This is a genomic window from Oleiphilus sp. HI0066 (genome assembly GCF_001635725.1).
In genome coordinates this window covers 1-2,005 of sequence record NZ_LWFH01001174.1, presented here as the reverse complement: position 1 = coordinate 2,005, position 2,005 = coordinate 1, and the positions used below count along the sequence as shown (strand labels likewise).

General features: G+C 44.4%; 3 protein-coding genes. All 3 read right to left on the bottom strand.

Annotated features, from left to right (window positions below):
• Nucleotides 1-403, bottom strand: a 403-nt coding sequence (gene ruvX, locus A3738_RS15730) for a Holliday junction resolvase RuvX (protein ID WP_068763716.1), incomplete at its 3' end; no start/stop codon positions are given.
• A complete protein-coding gene (locus A3738_RS15725) occupies nt 396-956 on the bottom strand; it encodes a YqgE/AlgH family protein (protein WP_068482911.1) in 561 nt (186 codons plus the stop codon). The genes A3738_RS15725 and ruvX, both read right to left, overlap by 8 nt.
• 42 nt (nt 957-998) lie before the next feature.
• Nucleotides 999-1,862, bottom strand: a complete 864-nt coding sequence (locus tag A3738_RS15720) for an energy transducer TonB (RefSeq protein WP_082869120.1) — start codon at nt 1,860-1,862, stop codon at nt 999-1,001.
• Nucleotides 1,863-2,005: the final 143 nt, after the last annotated feature.

Here is a 2,005-nt window from a genome sequence, read left to right as displayed (position 1 = left end):
CAAACCAACTTTCTAAGATGAGGCAGGCCGCAAGGCCGTCTACTGAATGTTCACCAAAGTCTCTATGCCCCTGTTCAGACAATACAATTCCTTTTGCTTCGTAACTTGATAAACGTTCGTCTTGCATGTGCGTTGCTAGGTGATAGCGACCATGTATTCTATTTGCGAATTTTCGTGCCCGAGCACTGAGCTCACTCTCACTTCCATCCATGTTAAGCGGTAGGCCAATAACGGCTGCTGTTGGCTGCCACTCTTTTAGGTGTGCCTCAAGTTGTTGCCAATTGGGAATGCCGTCTTTCGCTTTTATTGGTGATAGTTCTTTGGCTGTTGCAATGAAGTCATTACCAACAGCAACACCAATGCGTTTTAGACCGAAATCGAAGCAGATATAATTTTTAGGCATGGCCTGCTTGCCATGTGAGTTGGCTTGCATCTAGCCCGATGCTTGCTAATGCTCTGTCATAGCGGCTTTTGGTGTCGGTATAAAAGATCACTTCTTCACTAGATACGCAGGTTAGCCAAGAGTTTTGAGCGATCTCTTCTTCCAATTGTCCTGGGCCCCAGCCGGCATAGCCTAGAGCGACAAGATAATTTTCTGGACCATTACCTTTTGAAATCGCAGCTAAAATATCTTGAGACGTACTTAATTGAATTGATTTGGTTACGGCAAAGGAGCTGTCCCAAGATGAACCATCGTTATGCAGAACGAAGCCTCGATCGACTTGAACCGGACCGCCTTGCATGACTTCAATTGGCGACTCAGTTTCTAAAAGAGGAAGCTCGAGTTGCTCGAATATTTCATTTAGATCGAGATAAGCGGCTTTATTGACCACGATACCCATGGCTCCTTCTTCATTATGTTGGCAAACGTATGTGATCGTGCCATTGAAGTGCGGATCTTCTAAACGCGGCATCGCAATTAAAAAATGGTTTTGTAGGTTGATTGAATCAGTCAACTTGGCTCTCTCAAATATTGCGCTGGCCGTAGTTTAGTCGCGCTAAAAGCTATATACACCTTTTCCTGTGTAAGAAAATGTACGGATGAGTTCAAGTACATCGCGTTCTTTTCTTACTTCACTTGGGAAGGGAGCAAAGGGCGCGGCGCGGCTGACGATATCTTTGGTTTTTGCATCTAATACTAGGTCACCAGAACTTGAACGAATTTCAACATCTCTAAGACTGCCATCTGAATAGATGGAGATTAAAACGCGAGGCTTTCCGTACAGTTTACGTCCACGATCTGTAGGGAAAAATTGACGCCCTACCCGCTCAATTTTAGCAACGACTTGTTCAACGTAACGTGCATCAACAGCCTTCATTGTAGAAGCCGCTGCTAGACGAGTAACACGAGGTTTTTTGGCATATTGCTGAAGCTGTTCTTCGTAGCTTGCTTCTAATTCTGCAATTTGCAAGCTGCGCTCAATCAGAGAGCGTAATTCAGGCTGCTCAGAATCAGGGACATACTCTTGATCGGGAGCGAACAACGCACTGAAAGAATCATCTGCGACACGCGTTACCACAGCGCTTCGTTTTTCAGTTTCTTGTTGTTGTGGTTTGGCCGGAGATGCTGATTCTTGAATTAGCATACTTTCATCGATCGACTTAGTTGGAGAACTTTGTCTTACTTTTTCCTCGACGTTTCCACTGCCTTGCTGATTAGTTTGAGCTAAAAAATCTGCTTGGTCAGGCCGTTTTTCGTCATCAAATCGTGCCAAGGTAATTTCCATGGTTTTGGCGACGGGTTTGGGGTCATCTTGAATAAAATCGGTGAGTACCATGAGTACATGGAGTGCAATGGCGACAAAAATGGTGAAGCTCAAGCGGTCACTAGCTTTTATATTTGCTTGAGGTATTGCTGCCACGACTTCATGCTCTCCGGTCTATTTAGATGAATTATTGATTTAACTTCTGTTCGATAACGCACATTAGATCGCCTGCAATATCAAGATCATAGGCGCGATTAATTTCTTGAATGCACGTAGGGCTAGTGACATTAATTTCGGTG